At 54.7% G+C, this 14,603-nt stretch carries 12 protein-coding genes; 4 read left to right on the top strand and 8 right to left on the bottom strand.

Translation table 11 applies throughout. The features are described from left to right. Positions 1–66: 66 nt before the first annotated feature. From JIG40_RS04075 to JIG40_RS04040, 8 genes are all read right to left on the bottom strand, one after another. The gene (locus JIG40_RS04075; protein ID WP_199464815.1) at positions 67–2,022 is read right to left on the bottom strand and encodes an LTA synthase family protein; all 1,956 of its coding nucleotides are present in this window, start codon (positions 2,020–2,022) and stop codon (positions 67–69) included. Then, entirely contained in the window at positions 2,010–2,384 is a 375-nt protein-coding gene (locus JIG40_RS04070; RefSeq protein WP_020330023.1) for a diacylglycerol kinase, read from the bottom strand. The genes JIG40_RS04075 and JIG40_RS04070 overlap by 13 nt, the downstream gene beginning before the upstream one ends. A 25-nt stretch (positions 2,385–2,409) precedes the next feature. Beyond that, positions 2,410–4,002, bottom strand: coding sequence for a phosphoethanolamine--lipid A transferase (locus tag JIG40_RS04065; RefSeq protein ID WP_199464961.1), 1,593 nt, complete (start codon positions 4,000–4,002; stop codon positions 2,410–2,412). A 315-nt stretch (positions 4,003–4,317) separates the two neighbouring features. After that, positions 4,318–4,566: a thioredoxin family protein gene (locus JIG40_RS04060; RefSeq protein WP_199464814.1), complete on the bottom strand. Its 249-nt coding sequence runs from the start codon at positions 4,564–4,566 to the stop codon at positions 4,318–4,320. Positions 4,567–4,577: 11 nt separating this feature from the next. Beyond that, positions 4,578–5,567: a permease gene (locus JIG40_RS04055; RefSeq protein ID WP_199464813.1), complete on the bottom strand. Its 990-nt coding sequence runs from the start codon at positions 5,565–5,567 to the stop codon at positions 4,578–4,580. Positions 5,568–5,652: 85 nt separating this feature from the next. Then, positions 5,653–6,213, bottom strand: a complete 561-nt coding sequence (locus JIG40_RS04050; protein ID WP_055452884.1) for a sigma-70 family RNA polymerase sigma factor — start codon at positions 6,211–6,213, stop codon at positions 5,653–5,655. Beyond that, complete coding sequence (locus tag JIG40_RS04045; RefSeq protein ID WP_024375251.1) at positions 6,210–6,824, bottom strand: response regulator; 615 nt, start codon at positions 6,822–6,824, stop codon at positions 6,210–6,212. Before JIG40_RS04045 ends, JIG40_RS04050 begins: the two co-directional genes overlap by 4 nt. Positions 6,825–6,840: 16 nt before the next feature. Beyond that, complete coding sequence (locus tag JIG40_RS04040; protein ID WP_244662639.1) at positions 6,841–8,631, bottom strand: PhnD/SsuA/transferrin family substrate-binding protein; 1,791 nt, start codon at positions 8,629–8,631, stop codon at positions 6,841–6,843. 196 nt (positions 8,632–8,827) lie between these two features. Here JIG40_RS04040 and dsrO point away from each other — a divergent pair, with 196 nt between their 5' ends. The 4 genes from dsrO to JIG40_RS04020 all read left to right on the top strand — a co-directional run bounded on the left by dsrO (position 8,828) and on the right by JIG40_RS04020 (position 14,589). Then, positions 8,828–9,595, top strand: coding sequence for a sulfate reduction electron transfer complex DsrMKJOP subunit DsrO (dsrO, locus tag JIG40_RS04035; RefSeq protein ID WP_199464811.1), 768 nt, complete (start codon positions 8,828–8,830; stop codon positions 9,593–9,595). After that, positions 9,592–10,695 carry an NrfD/PsrC family molybdoenzyme membrane anchor subunit gene (gene nrfD / locus JIG40_RS04030; protein ID WP_199464810.1) on the top strand — a complete coding sequence of 368 codons (1,104 nt, stop codon included), beginning with the start codon at positions 9,592–9,594 and terminating at the stop codon, positions 10,693–10,695. The genes dsrO and nrfD overlap by 4 nt, the downstream gene beginning before the upstream one ends. 12 nt (positions 10,696–10,707) lie before the next feature. After that, positions 10,708–13,800: a tetrathionate reductase subunit A gene (locus JIG40_RS04025; RefSeq protein WP_158148346.1), complete on the top strand. Its 3,093-nt coding sequence runs from the start codon at positions 10,708–10,710 to the stop codon at positions 13,798–13,800. 177 nt (positions 13,801–13,977) lie between these two features. Beyond that, positions 13,978–14,589, top strand: a complete 612-nt coding sequence (locus tag JIG40_RS04020) for a c-type cytochrome (protein ID WP_199464809.1) — start codon at positions 13,978–13,980, stop codon at positions 14,587–14,589. The last annotated feature ends 14 nt before the right edge of the window (positions 14,590–14,603 follow it).

The following is a 14,603-nucleotide window of genomic DNA, read 5'->3' as shown; positions in this document are numbered from 1 at the left end:
GATTCAAGGCCAGAAACAAAAACGCCAGATAGTGACTATCTGGCGTTTTGCTATTCAGGGCTCTGGTTAAGGTGCGTACCAACCTTTTTGATACGCCATGCTACCGAAGTTGGCGTAGGCATGCGCTTCCTGAGCCAGTGCTTCATCCGGCTGAGTCGGTGTGAGGTTTTCACCGTCCAGCAGGAAGGTCTGCGGCGCTTTATCCGGCTGGAAGACAACGGCTTTGCCCTGTTTGAGGTAAGCGAAGTTCTTGTCGTATTGCAGCAGGGCACGCGGCTGAGATTCTGTCAGCGGCTTGGTAAAGTCATTGCCCAGCATCGGGTGTTCACCAGAGGCACCAATCAGGGACAGCAGCGTCGGGCCCAGGTCAATCTGGCTTGCCAGACGATCATCCACTTTGTGTGGAACATCGTTACCGAAAATCACCGCGGGAATGTGGAAGTGGCGCACAGGTACCAGGCTGGCACCGTACACACGCGAGTCGTGGTCTGCCACCACCACAAAAATGGTGTCTTTCCAGTATTCCGACTGCTTGGCTTTCTTCACAAATTCGCCCAGTGCGTAGTCAGAGTATTTCGCTGCATTGTTACGGGTCTGTTTGTCGCTATCGTACGGAGTAATTTTACCGTCCGGGTAATCGAAAGGTGAATGGTTCGATGAAGTGAACACCAAACTGAAGAACGGCTTACCTTGCTGATGCAGTTCGGTAAATTCTTTGTTGGCCTGATCATACAGATCTTCATCCGACGCACCCCAAGAGCCGGTGAAATCGACTTTGTCGAAATCGCTGCCCTGAACGATGTCCTGAAAACCGTTACCAAGGAAGAAGGTTTTCATGTTGTCGAAGTGCGCTTCACCGCCGTAGATAAACTGGGTGTGGTAACCCTGATTACCCAGGAAACTCGCCAGAGTAAAGAAGTTCTGCTGTGATTTACCCAGCTTCACCACTGCACGAGCAGGTGTTGGCGTAAAGCCGGTGACCACCGCTTCGATACCACGCACTGAACGTGTACCCGTGGCGTAGAGGCGAGTGAAGTTCCAACCTTCATCCATGATTTTGTCGAGGTTTGGTGTCAGCGGCAGGCCGCCGAGTTTACCCACATAACGGGCACCCAAGCTCTCTTGCAACAGGATCACCAGATTCTTTTTACGACCCGGGAAGCTGGTGGTATGCATGGTTTTGGTCGGCGCATTCGGGTCGGCAAAATCCGCGTTCGGGTTTTGCAGCGTGCGGTGAATTTCACTCAGCAGCGCTTTCTGATCCATTGGACCGTAAAAATCGGAGCTCGACATTTCGCTCTTCGCTTGTTTCCAGGCAAAGGCCACAGAGTAAGCCGAGTTGAGACTCAGGTCATTCAGTAAGTGGTCGGTAGAGAACGCCACCAACGCCGGGTTGATTGGGCGGTGTTCCAACGTGCCGCGAGCGCCAAGCACCAACAGACAGGTCAGAACCAACTGCATCGCAATTTGCGATACCAGCGCACCTTTCACATCTGAGCTCCACACCGCGTCAAACGCTTTACCCAACAGTCGGGCGGCAACGAACAGAACAACGAATGTCACCAGAATCTCGGTTTTGTAGCTGGAAACCAGCATTGAAAACACTTCTTTCGGATAGATCAGATAGTCGATGAACAGACGGTTCGGACGCAGATCGTACTCAAGAATAAAGGTGGGAGTGATCAGTTCAAAGAACAGGAACAGCAGGCTGCCGCCGACCAAATAAACTTTAAGTGGAACACGAATATAACGGGTCGCACGTAGCAGGGTCGCAGCAATCACCAGCAGCAAAGCGGGCGCAAACAGATAACCAATTGAGGAAATATCGATGCGCAGGCCACCGATAAAAATCTGGCCGAAGTCGGTAGTGGAGAACACACGCTCGCTTTGCCATACCGAAAGCATCAGACGTGACAAACTCAGCAGGACCAGATCAATCAACGCAAAGCACAGCAGCGGCAACAGAGCGCCGAATTTAAACTTCGAACGCTCGCCCGTCAGGACAGAAATCAGCGTAGCCATAACACAGTACCCCAAACGGCCAGCGAACAGGCCATACTCAGCAGCACCAGCGCAGAACCGATGTTCTTCGCTACGCCAGATAAGGTGTGATATTCCAGACCTACGCGATCCACGACGGCTTCAATCGCCGTATTCACCATTTCAGCAAACAGCACGAACACCATGCTCAGCATCACCAGCAAGGTGTGCATGGCTGGCAAATCCAGCCAGAAGGCAAAAATCGTCAGTGGAACAAAGAGCATCAACTCCTGTTGAAAAGCGGCTTCGTGCTTACAAAGCCATTTAAATCCGTTAAAACTGTGAACAAAGGTATAAGCAATACGGTGAACACCAGTACGCTTAATGATTACTTCTTGTTGCATTTAATGAGTACTCTATAAATCTGGACTATGAATTTAATAGGCAGCTTTGCGTAATATCCAGCTCTGGATTCTGAACTTGTGAACGCACTCCATATAAGCCGAGCAAGCTATGGAACAAGTTGTCGTGCGACAAGGTGCTGTTCTGCGCTTTGTCTTTGATGCACTGAGTACTCAATCCTTTCTGCTGTGCATATTGCTCTGGCATCCAAAGTAGCCAAGGCACATGAGTCTGTTCTTTTGGTGCAATCGCGTACGGTGTGCCATGCAGATACAGGCCGCTTTCACCCAGAGATTCCCCGTGATCTGAAATGTACGTCAGCATTACGTTGTAATCGTTCGACACGCTTTTCAGCTCGTTGATCACTTGGGCTAGCACGTAGTCGGTGTACACCAGAGTGTTGTCGTAGACGTTCACGATCTGTTTGTCGTTACAGTTTTCGATGTCGCTGCGGTTGCAGGCAGGTTGGAACGGCGCTTGAGCATCCGGGTAACGCTGCCAGTAAGTCGGGCCGTGGCTGCCAATCGTGTGCAGAACCAGCAGTTTGTTATGAGAGCCGTCGTCGATGAATTTCTTCGCATCGGTCATCATCGCCACGTCAAAGCAGGTCGAACCGTTACAGTCGTTGTTTTTCAGGGACGCATCGATAGAGATGTACGGCAGTTTGTCGGCCACGCCTTTGTCACCGCCATCGTTATCGATCCACAGCACATCAACCCCTGCGTGTTGCAGCACGTTCAGCGCATTGTCCTGCGCGGCTGCGCGAGGTTTGTTGTATGTGTCGCGAGTCATGTTCGAGAACATGCATGGCACTGATAACGCCGTGTAAGTACCACAGGAAGAAACGTCCTGAAACGCAATCAAGCCCATGTCTTTGGTGTACGGGTTGGTGTCGCGGTTGTAACCGTTGTAGGCAAAGTTCATTGCACGGGCTGTTTCACCCAGTACAACAACCATCAGAGTGGGTTTGCCGTTTGGTGCTGCGGTCACTTTGGCATCTGAGCCAAGCGTCTGATACGCCAGTTTGGTTTCGAAGTAGGTTTTATTCAGGTATTTCGCACCGTTGTACAGGTGCGCCGGAATGATCATCTTATTCAGGTAATGGTTGTTACGGCCGACCGAGGCGTAATCTTTGTAGCTGGTTCCGGCGACCAGACCGATGCCCGCGACCGCAATCAGCACCACGCCCACGCGAGAGACGATTGCGCGCGTCCAGGTACGGTATGGCTTGACGCGTACCATTGCGAGGAACAGACAAGGCAGTCCGCCAAAAACCAATAGGTAAAGCACCGTTGCTGAGTTGAGATAGAACGAAATTTCAGACGAGTTAGTTTCAAACACGCTTTCCATCATGGTGGTGTCAAACAGAGTCTGGAAGTTCACTTCCGCATACAACGCAGCGGCAGAAGTCAGTACCACAAACGCCATAAACGGTTTGAAGAAATACGGCCAGGCGAACGCTGAGAAAATAATGATAAAAGCGCAAGTCAGCAGCAGAGGCGCCGTATACGCAAAAAGCGGATTAGAGACATCCGCACTTAAATGAAAAATAGTTTTCAGCACGGGATAGTTCATCACCGTACCAAAGTACACTGCGAATACGACAATGAGCGTGGTCATGCTCATCGGAATACGAGGAAAAGTAAAACGGCTGAAGTTCGACATCAAAAAGAACCCGAAAGTGAAACTGTGGACGCATGATGCAAATCTAAACTTAAGATTAGCTTAAGACACCTTAAGTTTTTTCAGGTTATACAGGTTTGCATTGCCACTCACGTTGCGCGTGTTGCATATTGAGAAAGCAAACAGCATTCTGTGAAACAAAACATTAATATTTGTAACACAGATGTTGCTATTGGTGCGTTTTATCAATGTGTTCAGGATTCGGTCCCATGGCTGAGTGAATACTGCTTCTTCAGCCATGGGGATGGAGTGCTATGGTTTTCCCGGCTGGTTTAACCAACCGCGAATCATATTTTCGTTGGGTACATTGCCTGCGTGGATGACCTGTTCATTCTCAACCACTGCCGGGGTCGACATCACCTGATAGTGCAGAATGGCGGTGAGATCCGTGACTTTTTCCACACGGACCTCAATAGCCAGTTGATGGGCTACCTGTTCAATCAGTGCCGCGGTTTTCTGACAGTTGGTGCAGCCAGAACCTAATACTTTGAAATGTCGCATGATAAAACTCCTTAGAGCAAAATGATGAGGTTGAATAGCCAGCCGATCAGAGTAAAGGCCGCCAGCAATAAGCCGAATAACAACGCCAGCAATCGCCACTGCATCACCTGTTTGAGCATGACAAATTCCGGCACGCTGGCGGCGACGGTACTCATGCAAAACGCGAGCGTAGTGCCAAGCGGCAGGCCATTGGTCAGTAAACTTTCCATCACCGGGATGATGCCAGTGGCATTGGAATAGAGTGGAATGCCCACCAATACCGCGGCTGGCACCGACCACCACTGACCGCTTCCGAGGTTGTCAGTGAGCCAGCCTGCGGGAACAAACCCGTGTAAACCAGCCCCGACACCAACGCCGATGATGACCCATTTCCACACCCGGCTGACAATCGCGCGTACTTCGCCCTTGGCAAACTGGTGACGCTGGTTCAGTGTCATTTGGATTGCGTCGCTCGACGCTCTGGTTGTGGGCGCGGAATGACCTTGGTTCAGTGCATCCGAAACAAAGGGTTGCAACCAACGATCCGCGCGAATTTTATCCAGCAGCCAGCCACACAAAATGCCAATAGTGATGCCGATGACGACATACCACAGGGTCAGCTTCCAGCCGAGCAGTCCCCACAGCAGCACCACGGCCACTTCGTTAACCAGTGGCGATGTGATCAGAAACGCCATCGTGATCCCCAAAGGGATTCCCGCTGTGGTGAAACCCAGAAAGACCGGAATGCTGGAGCAGGAGCAGAACGGTGTTACGGCACCAAAAACGCTGGCAAAGCCATACGCAAGAAACTGATGTTTCCCGGCAAGGTAATCGCGTACCCGTTCAACATTCATCGATGCGCGCAGCAGGGCAATGAAATAAATCATCACCAGCAGCAGTGCAAAAATCTTGCTGACATCTTCAATGAAAAAGTGCACCGCCTCGGCCAGTTGCGTGCGCGGTGACAGTGCCAAGATAGAGTAGGTCAGCCAGTCGGCTAGAGCGGTAAAAAGCGCAAACATGTTGTTTCCTTGTCATGATTGTTGGAGAAAAATTCATCTCACAGACAAGACGGCGCAGGCCGGAAAAAGACGCAAAAATAAGTGATTATTTTAGGGATGAAGGAGTAAAGCAGCAGATTTTGTGGTTGTCATCAAAGCGGATGTGACAGTGCGTCTTCAATTGATCACGCAGCTTAGCGCGGGCGCGCTGAATACGGGATTTGACGGTGGAGAGCGGTAACTGCTTTTGCTCGGCAAAGGCTTGTTGACTGAGGCCATTGAGATCGCAGGCTTGAATAATTTCACGATCGTCCTCGCTGAGCCGCTCCAGCGCGGTGGGTAGACACTGTGTCAGCCCGTCAACCGCTTCAGGTTCATCAGTGTTTGCTGTTAACGTCGGTATGGCGGCATCGCACAGTTCATCATCACGCTGATGGCGGCGCCACTCATCGGTGAGCGCATTGGCGGCCACGCGGAACAGCCAGGCTTTCTGATGTTCGATTTCACAAAAGGACTGATTCATTTGCAGTGCTTTGAGAAACGTTTCCTGTAAAACATCCACCGCCAGATCGCGATCGCCACAGCGTTTCACCAGCCAGCGAAACAGCATCTGTTCGCTGCGCGACCAGGTGGTGAGCAGACAAGGAACCGCGCCGTTGGTGTTCATCGCATCACCTTGGCCAGTTGGCCGTAGACGTAGGCAAGTTCGGCCACGGTACTGGCGGCAAACTTTTTCATCAGATTTGCGCGATGCACTTCGACAGTGCGCTGCGCAATGCACAGCTCGTCGGCGATACGAATGTTGCGTTTACCGGCAATCAGCAGTTTGAGGATCTCTTTCTCGCGTGTCGTCAGCGATTCAAATGCGGTTTTTGCCGCCAGCAGATCCAGCTTCGATGCTGACTGTTGTAGCCCTTGCGTGATGGCGGCGGCGAGTTCGTCGCCTTTGACGGGTTTTTGAAAGAAGTGAATCGCGCCCGCTTGTAGCGCATCCACCGCCATCGGCACATCGCCGTGACCGGTCAGATAGATGATCGCCAGCGGACTGTTGGCCTCGTTGAGCCGCTGATGCACTTGCTGGCCGCGCAGCTCGGGCATGCGGCTGTCTAAAATCACGCAGCCAGGTTTGAGCGGATTGATGTGGTCGAGAAACGCCTTGCCGCTGGCAAAGGTGGTGACGTGGAAACCGTGCTCTTGCAGCATAAATTGCAGAGAATCACGCACCGATTCATCGTCATCAACCACATAGACGGGCAGGTGTGGATTCGATTCACTCATTCATGCGCTCCTGAATTTACGCCCAATAGGGCAGAGAAAGGCTGACGATGCATCCGTGTGGCTCGACGGACATCAGGCTGATTTGCCCGCCATGGCTTTCCATCACATCGCGACAAATGGCCAGCCCCAATCCGAGGCCATGCGCTTTGTGACTGACAAACGCTTCACTCGGGGTGCCGTGTTCCAGTCCAGTGCCGTTATCGACCACGCGAATGTACAGCGTCTCGGGCTGATAATCAGTATGTAGCGCGATTTTGGGCTGATAACTGCCGGATGCTTCACGCTCTTGATACAGCAGGCAGGCGTCGATGGCATTGCTGAGCACATTCACCAGCACTTGCTGCATACCGACGCGGTCTGCTTCTACGGCAATGACGTCGCCTTCGCTGCTGCGGCTGATCGCCACCTCGTATTTTTGCAAGCGGTAGTGCATCAGCTCCAGTGTCTCGTCGAGCAGGGTTTCGATGTTGCACGGCTGCTTTTCAAGGCTGCGTTTTTTGATCAGGTTACGCAGGCGATTGATGATCGCATCGGCGCGATCGACCTGCGCCTGAATCTTCTCAAACACCGGCGTGATCTCTTCTGTCGGGCGCTGTTTTGCCACGCGCAGCAAACCGCCTTCACTGTAGTTGCGAATTGCCGCCAGTGGCTGATTGATTTCATGCGCCAAGCTGCTGCCGAGTTCGCCCACAATTGCCACGCGCTGCGCGTGTTCCAACTGTTCGCTTTTCTCTTTGAGGCGCAGCTGCGTTTTCTCCAGTGCTTGTTGGCTTTTGCTAAACCGGTATTCGAGCCAGAAGTGGTAGGCGTTCAGCACCACCACGACGATAAACAGCGCCCAAGCCCACTCCTGATGAAAACGCAGCCAGCGGATCGCCTCTTTCCACCACGGCTCCTGCAATGGATGCAGATCGAGCGCCTGATAGAGTTTATCGATGGACAGCAAGCTGACGGGCGAGGTCCAACCGGACGCACCAGCGGCGATGGCGGCCGGGCTTTCGGCAGGCATGGCAAGCAACGCGCGGGTGACTTGTTTGGCGAGAGGCGCCGATGCGCGGTCGGTTTTGGCAAACGACCAATTCGGATAAAGGTGAGTCGATACCTGACAATGGAAATCTGCGTTGGTGTCGACGTTGAGCACGCGATAGCGATTGGCCTCCAGCAGCCCTTCACGGGTCATGGTTTCCAGCAAACACGCGGGTACGACCGCCGCGTCGACAAACCCATCACGCAACTGATAGAGGTTGGCGTCAATCGGGAACCCTAAAAAGCGCACGTTGGCGAAAAAATCATTCGGATGAAAGCCAAGTTCTAACACCTGATAGCGCAGCGTGAGGTAGCCGCCAAAAGCGCGCTCGGAGACCGCGGCCATCGGATGCCCGGCGATATCCGCCAGTTGCTGATAAGGGGAATCGGCCCGAACCACTAGTGCCGAACCGATGGCGTAGTTAGAATGGCTCGGCGCGCGATTAGTGAGCGTTGCCATCCACGACAGCTCGTACTGCCTGCCGAGGCGCACCGCCTGACCGGGGTTGGTGACGATAAAGTCCATGCTCTGCGATTTCACCGCATTCAGCATGCCGTCTAAATCGAGCGGATGCAGCACAAACTCGGCATCCGGAATGTGTTGATTGAGCCATTCGATGGTTGGTTGCCAGCGCTGCTCCGCGGCCAGATTACCGCGAATTGCCAACACTCCAACATCAACGACAGGCTTGATTTTGGAAGACTTAACTTGATTGGCCGCCTCTTGCGCCGCGATGCTTTGCGCGCTCAACAAGCACAACCCCAGCAGTATGGGGAACATCAAACGGCGAACTAACGAAGTGAACATGCGGTCTTCATCCCTGAATGCATCAATTGGCGACTAGGATAACAGCAACCCGTACCACGCCCCATTTGTTTTAGATCAATGAACCGCCGGGTATGTGGAAAACCACAATACCGACCGCGCGGCGCATTGCTGACAATCAACTCACCCAACCAACTTCAGTAGGTGAGTGATGGATTCCACCAAACGACGTTTTCTCAGCGCGGTGACCGCTGGTGCTGCGTTAATCCCCGTAACCGGGATTGGCACGGCAACGGCCAGCACCGTGATACGCAATAACCAAGCGCCGGACCGGAAAGGTCAAACAGGCAAACGCTATGCGATGTTGATAGACCTGCGCAAGTGCGTGGGCTGTCAGGCCTGCACGGTCGGGTGCAGTGTTGAAAATCAGATGCCTATCGGCCAGTTTCGTACCACCGTCAAACAGTACGAAGTGACCTTAACCGATGGCTCGCAGGCGACTCAGCAGGTGAAAGCGTTCACGCTGCCGCGCTTGTGCAATCACTGCGATAACCCGCCGTGCGTGGCGGTGTGTCCGGTGCAGGCCACCTTTCAGCGTGAGGATGGCATTGTGATGGTGGACAACAGCCGCTGTGTGGCGTGTGCCTATTGTGTGCAGGCGTGTCCTTACGATGCGCGGGTGATCAACGAACACACCCTGACGGCAGATAAATGCACCTTCTGTGCGCATCGTCTGGAACAGGGCTTGCTGCCGGCATGCGTGGAAACCTGTGTCGGCGGCGCGCGCATTATCGGCGACTTGAACGATGCAACCAGTCAGATTCGCCAGGTGATGGCGCAGCATCAAGGCGAACTGAAAGTGCTGAAACCGGAAGCCAATACCCAGCCGCATGTGTTTTATCTCGGCATGGATGAACGCTTTACCTCGCACATTCAAGGCAAAGCCGCCATTTACGAGCCGCAAGGAGGTCACGCATGAACATCACCGAAGTGTTGGTTCCGTCGCAAGCGATCGCCTGGTTACCGTGGGCGGTGCAGTATTTCTTCTACATTGGCTCGGCGTACGCCGCGGCCATACTCTTTTTGATTGCGTTGCTGTTTGAAAGGCGCAGCAGTCACCGTTTGCGTGCCGCGCTGGTACTCACGTTGGCGATTGGCGCCATGGTTGGCCCGCTGGCCCTGACCGGCGATTTGCATCAACCCGGCAGAGCGTGGCACTTCTACGCTTACATCACGCCGTGGTCGTGGATGTCGCTGGGCTCGCTGTTTCTGCCGCTATTTTCAGCGTTGGCGGTGGCGACGGCTTGGCTCTATCTGCGCGCCGATTTGATTGCGCTGCAGCAAAGCCGTGGTTTGGTGTTGCGCTGGGTTGGTCAACTGTCGCTCGGCCAGTGGCGCACGTCGCGCCGTTTAATGCTGCTGGTGGCGACGCTGACCGCGCTCTCGGGGCTGTCGATTGCACTCTATACCGGCGCTGAAATTGCCGCCGTGAGCGCACGTCCGCTGTGGCATCAACCCGCCGCGCCGCTGTTGTGGTTTGTCACCGCGTTTCTGGCCGCCGTGGGTTTTAGCCTGTTTGTTCATCTGCTGGTGCCGAAAGCCATTTCGGCGCAACTGAGCAGCTTTGATCTCAGTTTACTGAAGAAAACCGTGTCGCTCAGTGCGGTGCTGGCGCTGATTTTAGTGCCGATTTGGGCGGCCAATAACCCAACGTTTTCGCTGTATGAAAATGCGCAATGGACGCAGCATCTGGCGTTGCTCACCGCGTCGCTGCTGGGCTGTATCGCATGGGCGTTTTTCAGCCTGCACGACCGAACCCGCGGGTTCGGTTTGATTGGCATGATGGCACTCAGCCTTGTCGCCGCTTGGTTGGTACGCTGGGTCACCATGATGCAGGTACAGACCATTCCTAAGTTCGATGTCGGGCCTTATCCGTATGAATTGCCCTGGGGCGCCAATGGCGCTCTCGGCATCGCGGGCATGTTCGGTTTGTGGCTGGCGCTGGCACTGCTGGGCAGTGAGCTGGTGCAACACCGCGCGCAAACCCATCCCTCATCCGTACTGACACACCACGAGTAGGAGAAACAGAACATGGACAACAAACGCCGTCAGTTTTTGAAGTCGGGCCTTGCCGTCGGTGGTGTGGGCGCATTTGCCGCCGGTTACGCAACCACCACCAAACACATGGTGGAAGGGATTGTGGAAGGCAAAGCCGGGCAGGCCACCCGCGATCCGCATCATGGTAATTCGCTGGAGCCGGAATACCGCGTTAATCGCAACGGCAATCTGATCCCCAATCCGAATCAGCGCGTTGCCCCCTCAATGTGTTTTGGTTGCTGGACGCTGTGTGGCCTGCGCGTGCGCATCGACAATCGCAACGATGACATACTGCGCATCAGCGGTAACCCGTATCATCCGCTGTCACAGCAAAATGCGATTCCGTTTGCGACGCCAGTCAAAGACGCTTATCTGAGTATGGCGGGCGAAGCAGGGTTGCAAGGCCGTTCAACGGCATGTGCGCGCGGCAATGCGATGCTGGACATGCAAAACAGCCCTTACCGAATCACGCAGCCGCTGAAACGGGTTGGCAAACGTGGTGAAGGGCGCTGGGAGCCGATCAGCTACGAGCAGTTGATTGAGGAGATAGTAGAAGGGGGCGACTTGTTTGGCGAAGGGCACGTTGAGGGGTTGCGTGCTATTCGCGACCTCACCACGCCGCTGGATACCGACAATCCGGAATATGGTCCGAAAGCCAACCAGTTGCTGGTGACCAATGCCAGTAACGAGGGGCGGGATGACATCATCAAACGCTTTGCGTTTAACAGTTTCGGCACGCGCAACTTCGGCCATCACGGCTCGTATTGCGGCTACGCGTTTCGTGCCGGCAGCGGCGCATTCCTCAACGATTTGGATAAATACGCTCACCTCAAACCGGATTTTGACCACGCCGAGTACATTCTGTTTATCGGCATGTCACCGGCGCAGGCGGGTAACCCGTTCAAGCGTCAGGCGCGCCAGCTTGCCAATGCGCGTAGCGAAGGCAAACTCGAATACACCGTGGTCACGCCCAGCCTGCCAGCGGGGTCGTCGAGCCTAGCGGCGGGCGATCGTAACGATTGGCTGGCAATCAAACCGGGCACCGATTCTGCGTTGGTGCTTGGTATGATTCAGTGGATCATCGCCAATCAGCGCTACAACCAAACATTTCTGGCTCAGCCGGGTGTGGCTGCGATGCAGCGTGCCGGCACGGCGCACTGGTGCAACGCGACCCATTTGGTGATTAGTGACGAGCAGCATCCGCGTTGCGGCAGCTTCCTGCGCGCATCGGATGTCGGGTTGCCGTTTGACGGGGAAGCGCGTTCAGACAGCGATCCGTACGTGGTGGTCAATGCAAGCAGTGACGAGTTCGCGCTTAATACCGAACCACACGAAGCGGCGCTGTTTGTCACGCGTGAGGTGATGCTGGCGGGCAAGTCCGTCATGGTCAAATCGTCGTTGCAACACCTCAAAGAGCAGGCGTTTAAATACGATCTGGCCTATTACAGCCAGCAGTGCGGAATCAGCGAGGAGCAAATCATCGCGCTGGCACAGCGCTTTACCAGCTATGGCACCAAAGCGGTGGTGGACACCCACGGCGGCAACATGCACACCAACGGGTTTTACAACGCGTTCACCATCATGATGCTCAATGCGATGGTGGGAAACATCAACCGCAAAGGCGGCGCAATGGCCAAAGCGGGCGGTTATCCGACGTCGGGAGACGGCCCGCGTTACAACTTCAACCAGTTTGCCGGCAAGGTCGCACCCAAAGGCATTTTCCTGTCGCGGAGCAAATTCCCGTATCACAAAAGCAGTGAATACCGGCGCCGCGTAGCGGCCGGAGAGTCGCCTTACCCAACACGTGCACCGTGGTATCCGATTTCTGCGCCACTGCTGACCGAACACTTGTCGGCAGCAATGGACGGCTATCCGTATCGCATCAAAGCGTGGATCAACCACATTGCCAATCCGATCTACGGTGTGCCGGGGCTCAAAGCGCTGCTGGAAGAGAAACTCAAAGATCCGAAGCAGTTGGGGCTGATCGTGTCGGTCGATGCGTTCATCAACGAAACCACCACGCTGTCGGACTACATTGTGCCGGATACCGTCACGTATGAAAGCTGGGGCATGGCCGGGCCGTGGCATGACGTGCCCGTTAAAACCGTCACGGCGCGCTGGCCGGTTGTGGCGCCGCGCACGGCCAAAACGGCGGATGGGCGCTCGATCTGTCTGGAAAACTTTTTGATCGACGTGGCAAAGAAAATGCAGCTCGGTGGTTTTGGTGACAACGCCATTGCTGATGCCGATGGCAACTGGCACGGCATTCACAGTGCGGAAGATTTCTACCTGCGTTCGGCGGCCAACCTGGCGTATGTCAAAGGCGGCGTACCGGAAGTGACGGCGGAAGACATTGCGTGGTCAGGGCTGGAGCGCCTGATGCCCGCCATGCAGCAGGCATTGACGGCGGACGAGATGAAGCGGGTGGCGTACATCTTTGCGCGTGGCGGGCGGTTTGAGGATGCAACCGAAGCCTACAAAGGCGACACCATAAAATACAAATGGGTCAATCCGGTTGCGATATGGAACGAAAAACTGGCGACGTCGCGCAATACCATGACCGGTGAGCGCTACAGCGGTTGCCCGACTTGGTATCCGCAAAAACTGGCCGACGGCACGCCGCTGGAAGCGCGTTATCCGCCGCACGAATGGCCGTTCAGCCTGACCAACTTTAAATCCAATATTCACAGCGCGGTGTCAAATTTGTCGCCCCGTCTCAACGCGATCAAAGGTGACAACCCGGTCTACATGCATCCACACGATGCCAAGGCGGCGGGGATTGAAACGGGTGATCGGTTTGTGATTGAAACCCCGAGCGCGCAGATGACGGCGGTGGCGATGGTGCTGGAGGGTATTCGCCCCGGCACGCTCGGTTTCGAGCACGGCTTTGGCCATACTGAACTCGGCGAGCGGGCGCACTGGATTGGCGACAAGCAGCAACCGGTCAGAATGAAGCGCAGCGATGGCGTCAACATCAACGATATCGGCTTGATTGACCCAACCCGGCAAAGCCCGGGCGTTCTGCTCGACTGGGTGGTCGGCGCGGCGGCTCGCCAATCCCTGCCAGCGCGGATTCGCAAAGCGTAGGAAACCCTGCACACCACACCGGCGCAGTGGACTTAAACCACTGCGCCTTTTTTCCACGGTAAATACGTATCGGTGGTCACTCGGCTTGCTTGGTAAATATGTGGAAATCCACAATAGCTGACGTTAGTGTCAAAGTTGACAATAGGGAGGAGAGCAATAAAGTCATAGTGAGTCAGCATGTCCAAATTATTTTCCGCCGCGGCGCTGTTACTGTTTGCCGCGACCAGCGGTGTCCACGCGGCTGCCATGCCTGTCCAAGGCGAAGTCTGTGCCAGCTGCCACGGCGCCGACGGCAAAGGCCAGCCCAATGTGGCGCCGATGTTAGCCGGGCTGGATAGCGAATACCTGCAAACCCAAATAGCACTCTTTATTTCTGGCGAGCGCCAGAACCCGATGATGACGGCGATGGCGCAAGGGTTGAGCGATCCTGCGGTGCGCAAAAGTGTACTGGATTACTACTCAGCACTGCCGACGTACCAATTTACCCATCTTGAACAGCGCGGCGATCAGGCCGACATCAGCAACCCCTATCGCAAGCTGATTTATCAGGGAGATTGGGACCGCAACATTCCGGCGTGTTCAACGTGTCATGGTGCCAGCGGAATGGGCGTAGCGACATTCCCGCGTTTGGCCAGCCAGCATGCCGATTACCTGAAAAATCAGCTCCACAGCTGGAAAAACGGTTCGCGTCAAGGCGACCCGCTCAACATGATGGCGACCATTGCCGGCAAGTTGACGGATGATGAAATTGAGAATTTGGCGTTTTACTTCGCGTCGTTCCGTTACTGATTGCTGCAGGAGAG

Origin of the sequence: Vibrio sp. bablab_jr001 (genome assembly GCF_016464285.1) — a bacterium.
GTDB classification, from domain to species: Bacteria; Pseudomonadota; Gammaproteobacteria; order Enterobacterales; family Vibrionaceae; genus Vibrio; species Vibrio fluvialis.
This window is presented reverse-complemented; position numbering and strand designations above follow the sequence as displayed.